The sequence below is a fragment of the Oscillibacter valericigenes genome (genome assembly GCF_021531915.1).
In the GTDB taxonomy this organism is placed as follows: Bacteria; Bacillota; Clostridia; order Oscillospirales; family Oscillospiraceae; genus Oscillibacter; species Oscillibacter valericigenes_A.
This window is the reverse complement of record NZ_JAFBIV010000010.1, coordinates 65,142-83,347: the sequence shown is the minus strand read 5'-3', so window position 1 is coordinate 83,347 and position 18,206 is coordinate 65,142. Positions and strand designations below refer to the sequence as shown.

Sequence of the window (18,206 nt, the reverse complement as noted above, 5' to 3'; positions counted from 1 at the left end):
TTGCTCAGCAGCAACTTTTTTAGGATAACATATCCCTCGCTGTTTGTCAACTGCTTTTTTCGAGGTTTTTCAATCTCTTTTCAGCAGCCCGCCGCGGCCTTCACCTCAGCGACAGCTTTGTTAGAATACCAAATGCTTCGACAAATGTCAACACCTTTTCCAAGGTTTTTTCTGTTTTTCGAATATCGACTATCAGCCCCGCTTATTTCAGTACTACCTATGTGCAAAACAGAAAACAACCTGTGCAAACCGGTTCTTACGTGTTATAATGTATCGCAAGTTATTAAAATATGTATCTGGGAGTGATTCTTCTGCTGATCCGCCGCATGACCGCCTCCTTCGGGAAGCTCCGGGGTGAAATGCTGGAGCTGAACGACGGCCTGAATATCTTACAAGCCCCAAACGAAACCGGAAAATCCACCTGGTGCGCTTTCCTTCTCTCCATGTTCTACGGCGTCAACAGCCGGGAGCGGGAGCGGGCCGGCTTTATTCCTGATAAGATTCGTTACGCTCCCTGGTCCGGCAGTACCATGAGCGGCCGACTGGACTGCCTGGCTGATGGCCGGGAGCTGACGCTCACCCGGACCACCCGCCGCCAGACATCTCCCATGGGAGAATTCCAGGCTGTTTACAGCGGCACCGGCGACCACGTTCCGGAGTTGACCGGCACCACCTGCGGCGAGACGCTGCTGGGCGTCAGCCGGGAGGTCTACGAGCGCAGCGCCTTCATTCGTCAGGCCGGCCTGCCCATCAGTCAGGACGCCGGGTTGGAGCGCCGCATCGCCTCCCTCATCACCTCCGGTGAGGAGGACACCTCCTATTCCGAGGCCGCTGATACATTAAAAAAACAGCTGAACCGCCGCCGGCACAACAAAACCGGCCAGCTGCCCGTTCTGGAAACGGAGCTGCAGGATACAGAACGACAGATCGCGGAGGCGGAGATCCTTGCCCGCCAGCTGACAGATGCCCGTGCCCAGGCAGAGGCCTTCGCCCATCGGGAAGCTGCCCTCTCGGAGGAGCTTGTCCGTCTGGACCGCTGGGAAGCCGCTTTACAGCGGCAGACCCTTGCCCAGGCCCGTGATGCCGCTCAACAGGCAGAGCAGCGGGTCGCCGCCCTGCGGCAACGACTGGAGGAGGACCGGGTCCCCGAAAATGAGACCATCGGCCGTCTGCGGGGCGCCATCGTCAATCTGGAGACCACCCGCAAAGCCGTGGACAAGGCCCGGGCGGAGCGGGATGAGGCCGCCAAGGCCCTGCTGCGGGCCGAAGCCGCCGTCAACGAAAGCCCCTTCACCGGTCTGACCCCGGAGCAGGCGGAGAAATCCCCTCTGGATCTGTCACCAAAGCCCCGACTCCCCCTGTGGGCCCTCCTTCTGCTGACCCTCTGCGCCGCTGCTCTGGGGACGGTCCTGTACCTCACTCTGAAAAATCTTCCCCTGTCCATCGGCGCCGCCTGCGGTCTGCTGGGTGTTTCGATTCTGGCATTAGGGCTGTTTACCGGACGGAAGCAGGTCCGTTGGGAGGCGTTGGCCGCTGAAGCCCGCCAGCAGCGTCAAACGGATCTGACCGCCTATACCACCCTTTACCATTCCGCCGAAGCCGCCCGCGCCGAAGCTGACAAGCGCTCCGCCACGGCAGAGGCCCTGTACAACACCCTCTCCTCCAATGAGCAGGGCATCCTGCTGGAGATTCGCCGTTTTGCCCCCTCCGCCTTTGATGCTTCGACTGCCGACAGTCTCCTGCGGGAGTGCGCGACGCGGCGAAAGGCCCTGGCCGAGGCTGAAGCCGCCGCCCAGAAGGCCCGGCTGCGCTATGAGCTGCTGGCCCAGCAAACGCCCGCTGCCGAAAGCGGCGACGATACAGAGCTGACGCCTCCGGCCCGGAGCCGGGAAGCTGTCACCGGAGAACTGGCGCAGATCCGGGCAAGCCTGGCCTCCGCCCGCTCCGCCGCGGACCGCCTGTCAGGACAGCTTCACGCCAAGGGCGATCCCGCCGTGCTGCAGTCCTCCGCCCAGCATCTGCGGGAGCAGATCACCGCTCTGGAGGGCGAATACGATTCCATCCAGATGGCTATGGCAGCCCTGGAAAACGCCAACACCACCCTGCAGAACCGCTTCTCCCCCGCCCTGGGCCAACGGGCAGCTGAGATCTTCAGCGAGCTGACCGGGCAGAGGTACAGCGGCGTGGTCCTGGACCGGTCCTTCCGCATCTCCGCCGAGCCCACGGGCGACGGTGTCTACCGGGACGCTGCCCTGCTGTCCGCAGGCACTGCCGACCAGCTGTATCTGGCCACTCGTCTGGCCATCTGTGACCTGGTGCTGCCCCCGGATCAGGCCGCTCCCATCATTCTGGATGACGCCCTGGCCAATTTTGACGATGACCGCTGCGCCGCCGCTCTCCGCTGGCTGAAGGAGGAGGGCAGGCGCCGCCAGATCCTGCTGTTCACCTGCCACAGCCGGGAGGCCGGATTCTTTGCCGGTGACAGTGAAGTTTCCGTCCAGAGGTTGACGGAAACGGCATAAAGGTATAAGATACTTCCCGGTCTATACAATGTAATATACGCGAAAGCGAAAAGGAGATATCAATTATGAGCGAATGCACCCATAATTGCTCCACCTGCGGCGAGAGCTGCGGGGAGCGGCAGGAGCCCCAGTCCCTGCTGAAGGAGCATAATCCCAACGCCCGGGTGGGCAAGGTCTACGGCATCGTGTCCGGCAAGGGCGGCGTGGGCAAATCCATGGTCACCAGCCAGCTGGCCGTCACCATGCGCCGCCGGGGCTACGCCGTGGGCGTCCTGGATGCCGACGTCACCGGTCCCTCCATTCCCAAGGCCTTCGGCGTTCACGGTCAGGCCATGGGCAGTGAGGACGGTCTCTATCCCATGGAGTCCCGCACCGGCATCCAGATCATGTCCACCAACCTGCTGCTGCCCAACGAGACGGACCCCGTCATCTGGCGCGGCCCCGTCATCTCCGGCGTGGTCCAGCAGTTCTGGACGGATGTGCTGTGGAACTGTGACTACCTGTTCGTGGATATGCCTCCCGGAACCGGCGACGTGTCCCTCAGCGTGTTCCAGTCCATTCCCCTGGATGGCATCATCATTGTGGCCTCTCCCCAGGAGCTGGTCAGCATGGTGGTAGAGAAGGCCGTCAAGATGGCCGAGATGATGGAGGTCCCCATCGTGGGCCTGGTGGAGAACATGAGCTACGTTTCCTGCCCCGACTGCGGCAAGAAGCTCCACCTCTTCGGCGAGGGCAAGACTGCCGAAGCCGCCGCACGCCACGGCCTGACCGTCCTGGCAGAAATGCCCATCGACCCGGCCCTGGCGTCTCTCACCGACGCGGGCAATATCGAAGCCTTCCAGGGCAGCTGGCTGGACGGTGCCGCCGACCGGCTGGAAAGCAAGTAAATTTCAGAAAAGCCGCGCCGTGTCTCCACACGGTGCGGCTTTCGCGTCTTAGCGTCTTTTGTACGAAGTCATTCTGTCCATTTTCTCTGTTTTTGTGTGGAAAAACAGTTGCAAAAAACCGCATAATTCGAGATAATAGGAAAGCAAATTATTTTGATTGTTTATTGGAAGAATAGAAAAAACAAAGAAACAGGGGGAACCAACCAATGCAGGAACTGAAGGAACGCATCCGGAAAGAGGGCAAGGTCCTGCCCGGCAACATCATCAAGGTGGACGGCTTCCTGAACCACCGCATCGACACGGAGCTGATGGACCATATCGCCGAGGAATTCGGCAAACACTTCAACATGGATGAGGTCACCATGATCCTCACCGCCGAGGCCAGCGGCATCGCCCTGTCCGCCATCGTGGCCCAGCACTTCCACAAGCCCATGATCTTCGCCAAGAAGGCCAAGAGCGACAACATCGAGGGCGGCCTGTATCAGAGCGATATCTTCTCCTACACCTATAAGAAAAAGGTCACCCTGCTGGTCAGCAAGGAGTGGATGAGCGCCGACGACAAGGTCCTCATCATCGACGACTTCATGGCCAACGGCGAGGCCATGCGGGGCCTGTGCGACATCGTCACCGCTGCCGGCGCCACCCTGGTGGGTATCGGCTGCGCCGTGGAGAAGGGCTTCCAGGGCGGTGGTGACCGTCTGCGGGCCGCCGGGGTCAACCTGAAATCCCTGGCCATCATCGAGTCCGCTGAGCCCGGCAACATCGTCTTCCGGGACGAGGTCTGAGTTTAGGGCCAACCGTCGCCTTTTGTCTGAATCTGTAAAGGCAGGCGGCCATATCCATCCATCGCGCCAAAAAAGGAGGCGTACCCTATGAAAAAGAAGCTATCCTTTTTCACGCCCCTCCTTCTTCTTTTACTGCTCGTCCTGGCCTGTCTGCTCATCACCAGGCCCCTTTCTCATTCCAATCACCGCGAAGAAGACAATGATCCTGGTCTGACTTTGGCCAAGCCCGTCATCTACCTCTACCCCGAGGAAGAGATGAAGGTCACAGTCCGTCTGGGTCTTGACGGCAACCTGACCTGCACCTATCCGGCCTACAACGACGGCTGGACCGTCACCGCCCAGCCCGGCGGCACGTTGAGAGACGAGCACGGCCAGACCTACAACTATCTCTACTGGGAAGGTCTGTCTGACGCAGAGTTTGACTTCTCCCAAGGCTTCTGCATCCCCGGCGGCGAAACCGCCGCCTTTCTGGAGGACGCGCTGGCCCGCCTGGGCCTGAACCGCCGGGAAGCCAACGAGTTCATCATCTACTGGCTCCCCCGGATGGAGCAGTATCCCTACAATCTGATCTCTTTCCAGGCCAATTCCTACACGGATCACGCTCATCTGAGCGTCAGCCCGGAGCCGGACAGCCTGCTGCGGGTATTCATGGCCTGGAAGCCGCTAGGATCCCCCGCGGAAATTCCGCCCCAGGATCTGCCCGCCTTCTCCCGCGGCGGTTTCACCGTGGTGGAGTGGGGCGGTTCAGAGGTCCAATAAGTTATTCTTTTCAAAAGGAGGGACCCCGTTTGTCCCATCAAACTGTCATCGTACTGGACTTCGGCGGCCAGTACAACCAGCTGATCGCCCGCCGTGTCCGTGAATGCAATGTGTATTGCGAGGTCAAACCCTACACCACTCCCCTGGCCGAGTTGAAAGCCATGGACCCCATCGGTATCATCTTCACCGGCGGTCCCAACTCCGTCTATCTGGAGAGTTCTCCCCACGTGGACCCGGAGATCTTCACCTGGGGCGTGCCAATCCTGGGCATCTGCTACGGCTGCCAGCTCATGGCTCACACCCTGGGCGGCCAGGTCACCGAGGCTCAGGACGACTCCGCCCGGGAATACGGCAAGACCGTCACCTACTACGACACCGCCTGCAAGCTCTTCAAGGGCCTGCCCGCTGAGGGCATCTCCTGGATGAGCCACGGCGACTATATGGCCAAGGTGCCCGAGGGCTTTGCTCTGACAGCCCACTCCGACGCCTGCCCCAACGTGGCCATTGCTGACGAAGCCCGTGGCTTCTACGGTGTCCAGTACCATCCCGAGGTCAACCACACGGAAAACGGCATCAAAATGATCCGCAACTTCCTCTACGAGGTCTGCGGTGCCGTGGGCGACTGGACCATGGAGGACTACAAGAAGACCGCCATCGCCGCCGTTCGGGAAAAGGTGGGCAGCGGTAAAGTTCTTCTGGCCCTCAGCGGAGGCGTGGACTCCTCCGTTGTCGCCGCTCTGCTGGCTGAAGCCGTTGGCCGTCAGCTGACCTGCGTGTTCGTGGACCACGGCCTCATGCGCCTGAACGAGGGCGACGAGGTGGAGGCCGCCTTTGCCAAGTGGGATATCAACTTCGTCCGGGTGAACGCCGAGACCCGGTTCCTGCTGAAGCTGGCCGGTGTGGACGAGCCGGAGCGCAAGCGGAAGATCATCGGCGAGGAATTCATCCGGGTCTTTGAAGAAGAGGCCAAGAAGATCGGCGCCGTGGACTTCCTGGCCCAGGGCACCATCTATCCCGACGTGATCGAATCCGGTGCCGGCGACGCCGCCGTCATCAAGAGCCACCACAACGTGGGCGGCTTGCCGGACTATGTGGACTTCAAGGAGATCATCGAGCCCTTGCGGCTGCTGTTCAAGGATGAAGTCCGCCAGCTGGGCCGGGAGCTGGGCCTGCCCGAGTATCTGGTCACCCGCCAGCCCTTCCCCGGTCCGGGCCTTGCCATCCGGGTCATCGGCGACCTGACCAAGGAGAAGCTGGACACCCTGCGGGAAGCCGATTTTATCTTCCGGGACGAGATCGCCAAGGCCGGTGAGGATCAGAACCTGAACCAGTATTTCGCCGTCCTGACCAACACCCGCTCTGTGGGCGTCATGGGCGACGGCCGGACCTACGATTACACCCTGGCCCTCCGGGCCGTCACCACCGCGGACTTCATGACCGCAGATTGGGCCCGCATCCCCTATGACGTACTGGACAAGATTTCCACCCGCATCGTCAACGAGGTAAAGGGCATCAACCGCATCGTCTACGACATCACCAGCAAACCCCCCGCCACCATCGAATGGGAATAACTGACAAAACCCGCAAAGCCTTGAAAACACTGGGGTCTTAAAGCGGAAACGGGGCATTTGATAGCAAATTGATAGCAGATACCAAAACCGGATTTACTTTGTTCACTCCCGTATAACGGGTGGCTTGCGGGTAAATCCTCCATATCCTAAGAAAAAGGTCTTGCTGACTTTCACCAGTCGGCAAGACCTTTTTTGTTATTTGTCTTTTCTCTGTTTCTTCAATCCTTTTATCAGAGCATCGCTTAATTCCTTCGAGGGGACTTTGGCCCACCGCTGGGTGGTGTCGTACTTCGGGTAGTTGTAGCGCCAGCGGTCATAGTCCTCCTTGGTGATCTCCCCGGCCTCCAACTTCGCCGCCTGTTCCCGCCACGCAATCAAGATTTTGTTCAGCTCACTGGCTTGACGGCCTCCCTGAAAAATATCTGCTTGCAGGCAGGCACGTCCATCCGCCTCTACCACTTTCAGACTGTAAACATCCTCCAAGGCGAACAGCGTATGGGCCAAACCTATGTAGTTGTCTATGTCCGGGACGCTCAACGCCTGGGGCGATACATCTAATGTATGCGCCAGGGCAGCGGTCAAGTCGGCCTTCGGCGTCCGGGTGCCTGTTTCGTACTGTGCCAGACGAACATCGGCGGAACGCTCTGGAAAGCCCACCGCCATACCAAGATACTTCTGTGTCATACCCCGGAGGGTGCGGAAAAAATGGATGCGCTCTCCTATTGCCATAAATGCCAACTCCTATCTGGTGGTTTCTGTCGAAAGTAGTATAACATATTCGCTTAGTAACAGTCAAGAGTATCTTAAACAAAAAAGTTAAAAATTATTCCGCAAGCCACTTGACAAAGCAAATTTGCTTAGTTATAATAGGTTAAGCATAAAGGCTTAGTTCTGGGGCCATGAAAGGAGGTGAGCGCACAATGGCAAGCACCATGTTCATGCGGGTGGACGAGGTAGCGGAGGAATTAGGGGTTTCTGTCCCCTATGCCTATAAGCTGATTCGTTCTATGAATGCGGAGTTGAAAAAGACGGGCTGTATTACCATTTCAGGCCGCATCGACCGCAAATTCTTCCACGAAAAATTTTATGGCACAAGAAGCCAGAGCGAAAGGAGTGATTAACCTATGGCGGCGTTTAAGAACAAGGCCAACGGCACTTGGTACGTCCAATTCCGCTATACGGACTGGAAAGGAGAGCGCCAGCAGAAGTTAAAGCGTGGCTTTGCCACCAAGAAAGAGGCCCAGGCGTGGGAACGGGAGTTTCTGATGCAAAAGCAGGCCGATGTGAACATGACCTTTGAGAGCTTCGCCCAGCTCTATGAGAAGGATATGAAGCCCAAGCTGAAACTGAACACCTGGCTGACAAAAGAAAGCATCATCCAGAAGAAAATCCTGCCGTATTTTGGAAAACGGAAATTGTCGGAAATCACCGCCAAGGACGTGATGGACTGGCAGAACGCGATCCGAGGGTTAACGGACGCCAAGGGAAAACCCTATTCCCCTACCTATCTCAAAACCGTCCACAATCAGTTAAGTGCCCTCTTTAACCATGCTGTCCGCTACTACGGCCTCCAGGTCAATCCTGCGGCCAAGGCCGGGAACATGGGGGTGGAGGAACGGCGTGAAATGCTGTTCTGGACGAAGGAAGAGTATCTGAAATTTGCCGACGCCATGATGGACAAGCCCCTCTCCTACTATGCCTTTGAAATGCTCTACTGGTGCGGTATCCGGGAGGGGGAACTGCTGGCCCTCACCCCAACAGACTTCGACTTTGAGGCGGGTACAGTGTCCATCAGCAAATCCTATCAGCGGCTCAAGGGCAAGGACGTGATTACCACTCCTAAGACGAAAAAGAGCAACCGTGTCATTAAGATGCCCAAATTCCTCTGTGGAGAGATGGAGGACTACTTAAAGATGTTTTACAGCACCGGGGCAAATGAACGGATTTTCCCTGTCAGCAAGCACTATCTCCACCATGAAATGGACAGAGGTGCGAAAGCGGCGGGAGTGAAGCGGATCAGAATTCACGACCTCCGACATTCACACATTTCCCTGCTGATTGATATGGGCTTCACCGCCCTGGCAATCGCTGACCGGGTGGGGCATGAGAGTATCGATATCACCTACCGCTACGCCCATCTGTTTCCTACAAGGCAGACGGAGATGGCGGACAAACTGGACTTTGAAAGGATGGGAACGTAACCATGTCACTGAAAAACCGAGACAACAAAAATCGCTGGAGGAACAAGACCGTGGCCTTCCGGGTGTCCCCGGAGGAAGATGAACAGATCGAGGCCGCTGTGCGGCTCTCCGGCCTGACAAAGCAGGACTACATCACAAGACGCCTCCTGTGCCGGGACGTAGTGGTACAGGGTAATCCCAAGGTCTACAAAGCCCTGCGTGACCAGCTTGCCGCCGTTCTGGACGAACTGCGGCGGGCCGAGGACGGGGCTGGCGTGGACGATGAACTGCTGGACACCATTCAGATGATCGCCGCTATCATGGGCGGCATGAAGGAGGATTGATAGATTGATGGATTCCAGAGAAACGAAAAGGACTGTCCCGGTTCCGTCTGTTGGCGCAGACGGGGAACAGCCCATTTCACAAACACCTACCGCAAGTATAACAGAGGAAACGACAGAAAACAATCCCCCTGAAAAAAATTATGCGGAACTGCTGCGGAAAATGCAGCGCATGAACGACCCGGCGTATCTCCCCACGATTTCCATGAACGAGTTGTACGAGAACGTCTATCAGAGCAGACCGCCCGTCATTGACGGTCTGCTCTATCCGGGGACGTACCTCTTTGCGGGAGCGCCCAAGGTAGGCAAGTCGTTTCTGATGGCCCAGCTTGCCTACCACGTCAGCATGGGCCTCCCCCTGTGGGACTATCCCGTTCACAAGGGGACTGTCCTCTATCTGGCGCTGGAGGACGATCACCGTCGCTTGCAGGAGCGGCTTTACCGGATGTTCGGCATGGACGGCACCAACGACCTCCTCTTTTCCATCTGCGCAAAGCAGGTCGGCAACGGGCTGGAGGAACAGCTAAAGCGATTCGTGCAGGAACACCCAGACACCAAACTGATTATCATTGACACCCTTCAGAAGATTCGGGAGGCTGGCGGGGATAAGTACAGCTACGCCAACGATTATGAGGTGGTAGGAAAGCTGAAACGCCTTGCTGACGCTTGCGGCGTCTGCCTCCTACTGGTACATCACACTCGGAAGCAGCAGGCCGACGACAAGTTTGATATGATCTCCGGCACCAACGGCCTGTCGGGGGCAGCAGACGGGGCCTTTCTTCTTCAGAAGGAGAAGCGGACGGACGGCACCGCCACCTTGGATGTGGTAGGACGTGACCAGCAAGACCAGCGGCTCTATCTCATTAAGGACAAGGAACACCTGACATGGACACTGGAGCGGATGGAAACGGAGTTGTGGGTAGAACCCCCCGACCCGGTGCTGGAGGCCGTAGCCGCCTTTATCACGGCGGAGAGGCCGTCCTGGGGCGGTACGGCCACGGAGTTGGCGGCAGCCCTGCAAGTGGATATGAAGCCCAATGCCCTGGCGATGCGGCTGAACGTCCGGGCCGGGAAACTGGCAACGGACTATCATATCCGCTATGAGAACACCCGCACCCACGCCGGGAGAAGTATCAGCCTGACCCTGGATCCTCCCCAAGCGTGACGACCGTGACGGCTGTGACGGCTTTTTTGAGAGCGGGGGCGGTGTCCAAAACATCGTCACGGTCGTCACGGCTGTCACGGGGAGCGGGGTCAAATGTCAAGGGGGCATACCTGTGGGTGGAGATTGCCGCAAGGCAATACAACCCGAACCCCTTGATATTTGGCCCACGGAGGACACTTGCCGGGTGGTGGAAAGGCTGTGCCTTTCCACCTGCCCAACGGCGAGTGGAAAAGTTTAGGCGGGGTGCAGGGCGCCCTTTTCAAAGGGCGGCCCTGCTGGGGGAGGCAACCGCAGTTGCCGGGGGCAAAGCCCCCGCACCCCCTCGGAGAGCCCACGGCACTTTCGCACCAACGGGGCGAAAGTGTCATAGTGGGTTATTACACTTCCCGCAGGAAGTGCCTTCCCCGAACCCCCGTCCATTTTCAACAACCAAACATCTGAAATGGGAGGATTTTTGCCTATGGCGAGAGGCGACGGTATTGACCGTACCAACGCAAGAAATATGAGGCTGACCGAAACCAAGATCGGTAACACCCAGCAGCACAACGAGCGTGAGAAGGATTCCTATGTCAATCAGGACATTGTACTGGAGCGGACGCCGCTCAATGTCCATTTCAAAACCCCGTCTGCCGGGTATCGGGAGATGTTTGCTCAAATGGAGGCCGACGGCGTGATCTCCACCCGTGGCATCAAGGAGGATGCCTTTCGATACGGTGAGTTGGTCTTTGATGTAAACTCCGCTTACTTCTACAATCACGGCGGGTATGACTTCGCAAAACAATTTTACACCGAAGCCTATAAAGCCGCAATCAAAATCGTGGGCGGAGAGCAGTATATTTTGTCGGCGGTCATGCACGCTGACGAGCGCAACCGGGCCATGTCCGAGGCGCTGGGGGAGGACGTGTACCACTACCACCTCCATGTGGTTTATATCCCGGTAGTGGAGAAGGAGATACGCTGGACAAAGCGGTGCAAGGACAAGTCCCTGGTGGGCAAGGTCAAGGAAACGATCATGCAGGTGAGCATGAGCAAGAAGTGGGCGTCCAAGCCCATTCTGGACGAAACTACCGGGGAGCCGTTACGCACAGCTAAGGGCAAACCCGTTCTACGAAAGTCGTACAGTGTCCTGCAAGATGATTTCTTTGAGCATATGCGCTCCGCTGGCTATGACGATGTAGAGCGTGGGGAACGTGGTAGTTCCGAAGAACATTTGACTGTTACGCAGTTCAAGACGGAGCGTGAGCAGGAACGGCTTGCACAGCTTCAAGAGGTGTCGGCGCTGGCCCAGGTTGAGGCCGACAAAAAGAATAAGGAGGCAGCATCAGCTGAGAAGAAAGCGGCCCAGGCCAGGGCTAAGCTGGACGATGTAGCGCCCTTGCTCAAGGGCATGGAGAAACTGGCGGCGGACTTCTCCGACGACCCGGAGCGGACGCTGCCGGAGGCGGGGCCGCTGGAATCGGCCAAGTCCTACCGGGAGAAAAAGGCCAAGCCCCTTTGGGAGAAGATCGTCAAGGTGCTGCGCTCCGTCTACCGGGCCTACTTCGACCTCAAGAGCAAGTTTGAGCGGTTGCAGAGCGCCTATGATCGTGAGGTCAGTAAGAACGGCTCCCTGTCAGCCAGGATTTATGAGGTTTGTGCCGAGAGGGACGGCTTGAAAGGGCAAGTCAGGGACTATGAGCGGGTCAGACGGGCCATTGGCCCGGAACAGGCGGACAGGATACTGGAGGCAGCTTACCAGCAGGAACAGGTCGAAAAGGAGCAGAAATGGGGTGCAAGGTCAAAAATAAGGGTAGGCGCACGATAATCACAAAAAATGGAGGTAATTTCATGGAAAAGTACATCTTTGACGAGGGCAACGGTCTGTGGTATGAGTTGCAGAGGGACTAACAATATTCGGGCGTGTGCGGCGGAAATCGTGGACACAGAAATTATTTGCGCATGAGGCCCCAAATCGGAGGGTGTCCCGGTGAATGCCCTCCTGATTTATTTGGGACAGCGGGTAAAAACTTCTTGCATTTTAGAGTGTACTATGATATACTGCTATTATCCTGATTTGAGGAGTCTACCAAATATGCGGCAAGGTATTCTTAAATAAAATTTGATAATGGGCGCAAAAATGATTGCCCCTTGCAGGGGCTTAGTTTTTGTACCCAATTTAAGAATACTTTTGCCTTTTTAGTAAATATCGTGACGGACAGCGGCTCATGTAAGCCGTCATACTTCTGTTTGTCCGAAGTCATGATCCCCAGCGGTAAAAGTATTAGCCGCTGGGGATTTTTGCGCCCATTTGGGCCTTGTATGGAGGATAGACATGAACATTATCAATATCGGGATTCTTGCCCATGTAGACGCTGGAAAGACAACCTTGACGGAGAGCCTGCTATATGCCAGCGGAGCCATTTCAGAACCGGGGAGCGTCGAAAAAGGGACAACGAGGACGGACACCATGCTTTTGGAGCGGCAGCGTGGGATTACCATTCAAGCGGCAGTCACTTCCTTCCAGTGGCACAGATGTAAAGTCAACATTGTGGATACGCCCGGCCACATGGATTTTTTGGCGGAGGTGTACCGCTCTTTGGCTGTTTTAGATGGGGCCATCTTGGTGATCTCCGCTAAAGATGGTGTGCAGGCCCAGACCCGTGTTCTGTTCCATGCCCTGCGGAAAATGGACATTCCCACCGTTATCTTTATCAATAAGATCGACCAGGCTGGCGTTGATTTGCAGGGCGTGTATCAGTCTGTTCGGGATAAGCTCTCCGCCGATATTATCATCAAGCAGACGGTGTCGCTGTCCCCGGAAATAGTCCTGGAGGAAAATACCGACATAGAAGCATGGGATGCGGTCATCGAAAATAACGATGAATTATTGGAAAAGTATATCGCAGGAGAACCAATCAGCCGGGAAGAACTTGCGCAGGAGGAACAGCGGCGGGTTCAAGACGCCTCCCTGTTCCCGGTCTATCATGGCAGCGCCAAAAAGGGCCTTGGCATTCAACCGTTGATGGATGCGGTGACAGGGCTGTTCCAACCGATTGGGGAACAGGGGAGCGACGCCCTATGCGGCAGCGTTTTCAAGGTGGAGTATACAGATTGTGGCCAGCGGCTCATCTATTTGCGGCTATACAGCGGAACGCTGCGCCTGCGGGATACGGTGGCTCTGGCCGGGAGAGAAAAGCTGAAAATCACAGAGATGCGTATTCCATCCAAAGGGGAGATTGTTCGGACAGACACCGCCCACAAGGGCGAAATTGTCATTCTTCCCAGCGACAGCGTGGGATTAAACGACGTATTGGGGGACAACACCCGGCTCCCTCGTAAAAGGTGGCGCGAGGCCCCCCTCCCCATGCTGCGGACGACGATTGCGCCGAAAACGGCAGCGCAAAGAGAACGGCTGCTGGACGCTCTTACGCAACTTGCGGATACTGACCCGCTTTTGCGCTGCGAAGTGGATTCCATCACCCATGAGATCATTCTTTCTTTTTTGGGCCGGGTGCAGTTGGAGGTCGTTTCCGCTTTGCTGTCGGAAAAATACAAGATTGAAACAGTGGTAAAGGAACCCACCGTCATTTATATGGAGCGGCCGCTCAAAGCAGCCAGCCACACCATCCATATCGAGGTGCCGCCCAACCCGTTTTGGGCATCTATCGGACTGTCTGTTACACCACTCCCGCTTGGCTCCGGCGTACAATACGAGAGCCGGGTTTCGCTGGGATACTTGAACCAGAGTTTTCAAAACGCTGTCAGGGATGGTATCCGTTACGGGCTGGAGCAGGGCTTGTTCGGCTGGAACGTAACGGACTGTAAGATTTGCTTTGAATACGGGCTTTATTACAGTCCAGTCAGCACGCCGGCGGACTTCCGCTCATTGGCCCCGATTGTATTGGAACAGGCATTGAAGGAATCGGGGACGCAGCTGCTGGAACCTTATCTCTCCTTCACCCTCTATGCGCCCCAGGAATACCTTTCCAGGGCTTATCATGATGCACCGAAATACTGTGCCACCATCGAAACGGCCCAGGTAAAAAAGGATGAAGTTGTCTTTACTGGCGAGATTCCCGCCCGCTGTATACAGGCATACCGTACTGATCTGGCCTTTTACACCAACGGGCAGAGCGTATGCCTTACAGAGCTAAAAGGGTATCAGGCCGCTGTCGGCCAGCCGGTCATCCAGCCCCGCCGTCCAAACAGCCGCCTGGACAAGGTGCGCCATATGTTCAGTAAGATCACTTGATACACCACAGCGAGGAAGGTTATTGCATTTCCCTGTCTTTCGTGGTAAAATGTAGTTGTAAACCACCAGAGAAACCAATCTAATTTTACCGTTGATAGCCATTTCCTTGATAGCCAAATGATAGCAAAAGTTCGGCAAGCCCATAGGATAAGGATAATAGGTATCAGGAAAAATCAAATGATATCAAATCTCCCAAACAAAAGCGTTTAGAATTAAGTTTCATTTTGCGAATGGGAGTAAATGTCTTCGTTCCAAAAATTTTGGGCCTTTTTACCCATGATTTTGGACCATTATAATCAAATCAAAACCAAAACCCAAGTAGTTCATCACTGAGCTGCTTGGGTTTCTTTTTTTGAGCTGATTCAGATTTCGACCTCTCAAATTTTCCTCTGGCTTTCCCCCCAGCCCAAACGCACGTCCTATGTGCCCTCTGGCTTTGCATCGGCAAAAAGTCCAGTGTTTTCAAGGGCTTCGGGGTAAGTTCGAATCAATTTCGAATGAGAAATCAGAGAGGCGTTCACGATGTTTTGCTCCCCCGCAGGGGCGAATGGGCGTGAGGAGGACGTGAGGGGATGGCGAGGGAAAGGACGTCTTTTTGAGGCTCTGGATTTGCATCGGGTGTAGTTCAAGAAGGACAAAATTTTCGGGAGAAACAGCCCAAAATTAAAAGCACAACCACAATAATTTCAGAGAGACCGGATGCCCTTGAAAATCAGGGACTTTTGACCGTCTGATACTGATTTCAAATTAAAAAGTTTCACTTGAAATCCCGCGTGCTACGCACGCTTGTGTCGCACCTTCCGTGCGCCACACCGTCTCATAAAAACCTGACGTGCTTTGCACTATAAAAATCTTATAAACCTTTTTATCAGGTTTTAGTATGAGCCTCTCCGTGGCAACGATTTGGCAACATTTTTTCACTATTCGTCAAAAAAGAGCTAACTGATTTTGATGAAGTCAGTTAGTTCTTTTTGTTTTATAAGGATTCCTCTGCCATGCACTTTATTTCAATTCTGTTTGCGTTCTCTCTATGTGCCTTGCAGTAGGTTTCAACTATATTCTCCAACCGTGGTAACTCTTCTTTAGGGGTTACTATAAGAGCTACACACCTAAAATTTCGGTGGGCTTCTTGGTTGTAAGAGGTCCGCATTTCACCAAAAGGCATTTGCAAAAGCGCAGCTCTCCGCCAAGGGGGAGCTGCGCTTTTGCTGAACCCAGGGAAGATTCAGGATGAACCACCCAGAAGGACTCACTCTATCTGAGATTTATAACGGAGGAAGAAACTCTGTCTACAAAAAAACGCAAAAGGCAAACTGATTTCATGCCTCCGCCTCCCGAAACCGCTCCACCACGCTTTGCCTGGCCGCCTGACGGTACATGACGGCAGGAATCGCATAGCCCAGCAGGGCAAACACGGGGACGATGAGCAGGACAGGGGTGATGGTATAGCGGCAGCTATAGAACCAATAGGCGCTTTCCAGAAGTCGGCCCACCAGAGGATTGGCGGAGGCGGACAGCAGCCCGGATATCAGCCCGGACCCCAGCGTATACAGCAGGCCCTCCCATACCAGCATGGCTTTGAGCTGCCGCTGGGTCTGTCCCACTGCCTGCAGCACAACAAATTCCCGCCGTCGGGACAGGATAGAGGGCATCGCGGCGTTGAAGAAATTGAGTACGCCCACAACGCCGATGATGGCGCACAGCAGTACGCCCAGAATGGCAAAGGTCATCTGGAATTCCCGGAAATGGGCACGTTGGGCAGCTTTGCTCTCATACACCAAAGAGGAAGCGGCGGAACCGGAGAGCCGGGCAAGATAGTCCTCTGCCGCCGCTTCCGCATCGCGCCACCCCCTCATTTCTAAATAGAATACCATATCCGCCCCAAAAATCAATTTAGAGTCGTACTGGTCAACTCCCAATGCAACTATTGCGGACATCAGCAGCAGCAGAAACAAAGTCGAACACTTCATTTCATGGCTGTGTTTCTTCATATGATCTCTCACCAGCCCATTTCCGCAAGCCACCGGCTGACGGTGACTTCCCGCTCTCTTTCGCCCACCGCGCCGGCCGGAGAGAATTCTCCTTTGATACAGCCGTCCAGAAGATACAAAATTCTGCCGCATCTGGCGGCTACCTTGCTGTCGTGGGTCACCATCAGAATAGTGGTGCCCTCCCGGTTCAGCCGGATGAATTCCGCCATCACTTCCTGTGCCGCACTCTGGTTCAGGGCTCCGGTAGTGCCCTTCATATCCACCAAGTCATCTGTGTAAACAAGCATGCCATCCTCGTCCACTGCAGTCCCCCGGAAATAGTCCAGGCGGTAGATCTCCATTTCCACCACATAACCGGTATCGCTCTGCTCCATGGTCAGGCTGCTGTATATCTCATCCGTTCCCTGACGGTCCACATACACCTTCGAGGGCACGCCCATGGCCGGAACATCCTCCCGGTCTCCGTAAGCCCAGTAGATGGTCATGTCCTGATCGTCCATCTCCAGTATTGCCGCACCGTTTTCCTCCGTGATGCGGAAGTCCCAGTTCTGTGTGGACTGCTCCAGATCAGAGGTCAGCTGCGCATGGATCACCCCATCCTCTACGGTATATGTCCCATGCCAGCTCTCCGCGCCGATGTACCAGCCCATTTGACCATTGCTTCGGATCTCCATACTGGCGCCCCACTCTCCATAGCCGGGGAACCGGTCCAGGGAATCCGCAAACGCGGCGAGGTCATTCTTTTCGCTGTCCAGATGCCACGGCCCAACCAGTTCCATGCTCTGCCGCGCAGGTTCTTCCGGCTGTCCCGCTGTGTTCCCGCTGGGGGAGGCGCTGCCGCTCTGCGGCTTCTCCTCTTCTGTGTCGGTCGTCTCCGTATGGGTTTCCTGCGGACTCTGTTCGGATTCCGGTGTTTTTCCGCACCCTGCCAAACACAGGCAGAGAATCACTGTCAGAAGCATTGCGATGATTCTTTTCATATCAAAACGGTCTCCCTTCACATGACCCGGTATCCGGCGCTTGTCAATCCGAACAGAAACTCCCAGAACAGGTTTTCTGTTTTCATGACCATTTCTCCGTTATCGATCGCATGAAACGACACGATCTTGTTCTCCTCATCGATCCATGCTGTTTTTTTCACTTCATTCATACGAGGTCTCCCCTTTTGCCAAGTACTACCTATCGTTCGGTAGCTCATATTTTGAAACGGAAGCGGCCATGCCCAAGCGGACACAGCCGCGTTGCTCTGAAAGCAGGAATTTGTCGGTCTGAAACTCTTACATAACTTCACTGAGTCTATCGACGGTGCAGCCCTTACTTGCATAATATTCCATCATTTCAGGGAGTTTCTTTTTATCATAGCTTGTGATGCAGTCAGGCAAAGCATGAACAGTATATCCCGCTTTGGTCATATTGTAGCAGGTGGATTTTACACAAGCTGTAGCATCTGCTCCGGCAATAAAAAACTCGGTGATGTTGTGTGCCCGGATAAAGGCGGCAAATTCTTCACTTGTTAGAGCATTGCTCTTTGTTTTGACGAAAATGTGATCTGATACGATTTTCAGTTCCGGAACAAACCCGGCACCGCGAGTACCAGGCTTAAATGTTCTCGTTCCGGCGGATAGATTGTTATGCTGAATGTAGACAATATCCATATGGCTTGCAACCGCCCAATCAATCGCTTGATTGGTAGTCCCAATGATCTCTTTATAGTTTTTTGTAATATCATTCTGGAGGTCGATCACGACCAAGGCTTTGTTGTTCATAATACTCC

The 18,206-nt window shown here is 55.4% G+C and carries 16 protein-coding genes; 11 read left to right on the top strand and 5 right to left on the bottom strand.

Annotation, left to right across the window (positions count from 1 at the left end):
• Nucleotides 1-290 precede the first annotated feature (290 nt).
• The 5 genes from JQM66_RS08405 to guaA all read left to right on the top strand — a co-directional run bounded on the left by JQM66_RS08405 (nucleotide 291) and on the right by guaA (nucleotide 6,524).
• Nucleotides 291-2,522: an ATP-binding protein gene (locus JQM66_RS08405; RefSeq protein ID WP_235229426.1), complete on the top strand. Its 2,232-nt coding sequence runs from the start codon at nucleotides 291-293 to the stop codon at nucleotides 2,520-2,522.
• A 65-nt stretch (nucleotides 2,523-2,587) separates the two neighbouring features.
• Nucleotides 2,588-3,409, top strand: a complete 822-nt coding sequence (locus JQM66_RS08400; RefSeq protein WP_235229425.1) for an Mrp/NBP35 family ATP-binding protein — start codon at nucleotides 2,588-2,590, stop codon at nucleotides 3,407-3,409.
• Between the two features lie 206 nt (nucleotides 3,410-3,615).
• Complete coding sequence (locus JQM66_RS08395) at nucleotides 3,616-4,194, top strand: xanthine phosphoribosyltransferase (RefSeq protein ID WP_235229424.1); 579 nt, start codon at nucleotides 3,616-3,618, stop codon at nucleotides 4,192-4,194.
• An 87-nt stretch (nucleotides 4,195-4,281) separates the two neighbouring features.
• Nucleotides 4,282-4,953, top strand: coding sequence for a hypothetical protein (locus JQM66_RS08390; RefSeq protein ID WP_235229423.1), 672 nt, complete (start codon nucleotides 4,282-4,284; stop codon nucleotides 4,951-4,953).
• Nucleotides 4,954-4,982: 29 nt separating this feature from the next.
• Nucleotides 4,983-6,524, top strand: coding sequence for a glutamine-hydrolyzing GMP synthase (gene guaA, locus JQM66_RS08385; RefSeq protein WP_235229422.1), 1,542 nt, complete (start codon nucleotides 4,983-4,985; stop codon nucleotides 6,522-6,524).
• Nucleotides 6,525-6,719: 195 nt separating this feature from the next.
• Here guaA and JQM66_RS08380 read toward each other — a convergent pair whose 3' ends face one another.
• Nucleotides 6,720-7,253, bottom strand: a complete 534-nt coding sequence (locus tag JQM66_RS08380) for a helix-turn-helix domain-containing protein (protein ID WP_004221664.1) — start codon at nucleotides 7,251-7,253, stop codon at nucleotides 6,720-6,722.
• Nucleotides 7,254-7,444: 191 nt separating this feature from the next.
• Here JQM66_RS08380 and JQM66_RS08375 point away from each other — a divergent pair, with 191 nt between their 5' ends.
• From JQM66_RS08375 to tet(W), 6 genes are all read left to right on the top strand, one after another.
• Entirely contained in the window at nucleotides 7,445-7,645 is a 201-nt protein-coding gene (locus JQM66_RS08375; protein WP_052792092.1) for a MerR family transcriptional regulator, read from the top strand.
• 3 nt (nucleotides 7,646-7,648) lie between these two features.
• The gene (locus tag JQM66_RS08370) at nucleotides 7,649-8,725 is read left to right on the top strand and encodes a site-specific integrase (protein WP_052792091.1); all 1,077 of its coding nucleotides are present in this window, start codon (nucleotides 7,649-7,651) and stop codon (nucleotides 8,723-8,725) included.
• Between the two features lie 2 nt (nucleotides 8,726-8,727).
• On the top strand, nucleotides 8,728-9,048 hold the full coding sequence (locus JQM66_RS08365; protein ID WP_052792090.1) for a plasmid mobilization protein: 321 nt from the start codon (nucleotides 8,728-8,730) through the stop codon (nucleotides 9,046-9,048).
• 7 nt (nucleotides 9,049-9,055) lie between these two features.
• Nucleotides 9,056-10,210 carry a helicase RepA family protein gene (locus JQM66_RS08360; RefSeq protein WP_052792089.1) on the top strand — a complete coding sequence of 385 codons (1,155 nt, stop codon included), beginning with the start codon at nucleotides 9,056-9,058 and terminating at the stop codon, nucleotides 10,208-10,210.
• A 460-nt stretch (nucleotides 10,211-10,670) separates the two neighbouring features.
• Nucleotides 10,671-12,014 carry a plasmid recombination protein gene (locus tag JQM66_RS08355; protein WP_036376036.1) on the top strand — a complete coding sequence of 448 codons (1,344 nt, stop codon included), beginning with the start codon at nucleotides 10,671-10,673 and terminating at the stop codon, nucleotides 12,012-12,014.
• A 507-nt stretch (nucleotides 12,015-12,521) separates the two neighbouring features.
• Nucleotides 12,522-14,441, top strand: a complete 1,920-nt coding sequence (gene tet(W), locus JQM66_RS08350) for a tetracycline resistance ribosomal protection protein Tet(W) (RefSeq protein ID WP_235229421.1) — start codon at nucleotides 12,522-12,524, stop codon at nucleotides 14,439-14,441.
• Between the two features lie 1,319 nt (nucleotides 14,442-15,760).
• On the opposite strand, the gene JQM66_RS08345 is transcribed toward tet(W), so the two are convergent.
• The 4 genes from JQM66_RS08345 to JQM66_RS08330 form a co-directional block, all read right to left on the bottom strand.
• Nucleotides 15,761-16,432, bottom strand: coding sequence for an ABC transporter permease (locus tag JQM66_RS08345; RefSeq protein ID WP_235229420.1), 672 nt, complete (start codon nucleotides 16,430-16,432; stop codon nucleotides 15,761-15,763).
• 8 nt (nucleotides 16,433-16,440) lie between these two features.
• Nucleotides 16,441-17,412 carry a hypothetical protein gene (locus JQM66_RS08340; protein ID WP_235229419.1) on the bottom strand — a complete coding sequence of 324 codons (972 nt, stop codon included), beginning with the start codon at nucleotides 17,410-17,412 and terminating at the stop codon, nucleotides 16,441-16,443.
• Between the two features lie 17 nt (nucleotides 17,413-17,429).
• The gene (locus tag JQM66_RS08335; protein ID WP_235229418.1) at nucleotides 17,430-17,582 is read right to left on the bottom strand and encodes a hypothetical protein; all 153 of its coding nucleotides are present in this window, start codon (nucleotides 17,580-17,582) and stop codon (nucleotides 17,430-17,432) included.
• Nucleotides 17,583-17,709: 127 nt separating this feature from the next.
• Nucleotides 17,710-18,198: a cysteine hydrolase family protein gene (locus JQM66_RS08330; protein WP_235229417.1), complete on the bottom strand. Its 489-nt coding sequence runs from the start codon at nucleotides 18,196-18,198 to the stop codon at nucleotides 17,710-17,712.
• Nucleotides 18,199-18,206 lie beyond the last annotated feature (8 nt).

Coding starts and splice junctions, on each gene's coding strand:
- JQM66_RS08330 (WP_235229417.1), bottom strand. CDS start 18,198: ATGAACAACAAAGCCTTGGTCGTGATCGACCTCCAGAATGATATTACA.
- JQM66_RS08400 (WP_235229425.1), top strand. CDS start 2,588: ATGAGCGAATGCACCCATAATTGCTCCACCTGCGGCGAGAGCTGCGGG.
- JQM66_RS08340 (WP_235229419.1), bottom strand. CDS start 17,412: ATGAAAAGAATCATCGCAATGCTTCTGACAGTGATTCTCTGCCTGTGT.
- JQM66_RS08335 (WP_235229418.1), bottom strand. CDS start 17,582: ATGAATGAAGTGAAAAAAACAGCATGGATCGATGAGGAGAACAAGATC.
- JQM66_RS08405 (WP_235229426.1), top strand. CDS start 291: ATGTATCTGGGAGTGATTCTTCTGCTGATCCGCCGCATGACCGCCTCC.
- JQM66_RS08395 (WP_235229424.1), top strand. CDS start 3,616: ATGCAGGAACTGAAGGAACGCATCCGGAAAGAGGGCAAGGTCCTGCCC.
- JQM66_RS08390 (WP_235229423.1), top strand. CDS start 4,282: ATGAAAAAGAAGCTATCCTTTTTCACGCCCCTCCTTCTTCTTTTACTG.
- JQM66_RS08360 (WP_052792089.1), top strand. CDS start 9,056: ATGGATTCCAGAGAAACGAAAAGGACTGTCCCGGTTCCGTCTGTTGGC.
- JQM66_RS08365 (WP_052792090.1), top strand. CDS start 8,728: ATGTCACTGAAAAACCGAGACAACAAAAATCGCTGGAGGAACAAGACC.
- JQM66_RS08370 (WP_052792091.1), top strand. CDS start 7,649: ATGGCGGCGTTTAAGAACAAGGCCAACGGCACTTGGTACGTCCAATTC.
- JQM66_RS08375 (WP_052792092.1), top strand. CDS start 7,445: ATGGCAAGCACCATGTTCATGCGGGTGGACGAGGTAGCGGAGGAATTA.
- JQM66_RS08345 (WP_235229420.1), bottom strand. CDS start 16,432: ATGAAGAAACACAGCCATGAAATGAAGTGTTCGACTTTGTTTCTGCTG.
- JQM66_RS08380 (WP_004221664.1), bottom strand. CDS start 7,253: ATGGCAATAGGAGAGCGCATCCATTTTTTCCGCACCCTCCGGGGTATG.
- JQM66_RS08355 (WP_036376036.1), top strand. CDS start 10,671: ATGGCGAGAGGCGACGGTATTGACCGTACCAACGCAAGAAATATGAGG.